Genomic DNA, 716 nt, shown 5'->3' with positions numbered 1-716 from the left:
CATGCGATAGTCATTTTACGGCTAAATCTGATATTGTCGACGATTATTGTTTTATTTCTAACAAAACAAAACTTCAGTTTTAGATAAAGCACAAGAATACCGCTCTCAAAAATCTATCGCTAAGTCATGCTTAGTATCATCAATGACTGTGTCTAGAGTGATTAATCAAGCGGCAAGCGACGTAGGTCAGTCTTCTTTTGATGCTTTACCTGAACACTTAATGATGGACGAATTTAAAAGTGTTAAAAATGTAACTGGGAAAATGAGCTTTATTTATGCAGATGCTATATCACACCGCATCGTAGATGTGGTAGCGGATCGTAAATTGAAATCGCTAAAAGAACATTTTTATCGTTACTCTTTGAAACTAAGACAAAAAGTCAAAACAGTAACGATTGATATGTATGAACCATATATCGTTAATCAAGCAATTATTTCCTAATGCACAGATTATTATTGATCGTTTTCACATTGTACAATCTTTAAATCGAGCATTAAATATGTCTAGAGTTCATGTAATGAATTGTTATAAATCCTTTAACAGACCGCTTTATAACAAGTATAAATGTTATTGGAAATTATTTCTTAAACCTTTTGAAACGCTAGAGGCATTTAATTATCGTAAAGTCCATTTATTTAAAGAGTGGAAAACCGAAAAAGGCATTATAAATTACTTATTAGATATAGATGAAGAATTATTAAATACATATCACTAC

The 716-nt window shown here is 30.9% G+C and carries 1 pseudogene; it reads left to right on the top strand.

Going from position 1 to position 716, the window contains the following annotated elements:
* A pseudogene (locus tag KA858_RS12170) lies at nt 1-716 on the top strand (transposase); the annotation flags it as partial.

It is taken from the genome of Staphylococcus sp. GDX8P80P (assembly GCF_017893095.1).
Taxonomy (GTDB): domain Bacteria; phylum Bacillota; class Bacilli; order Staphylococcales; family Staphylococcaceae; genus Staphylococcus; species Staphylococcus borealis.
This window is presented reverse-complemented; position numbering and strand designations above follow the sequence as displayed.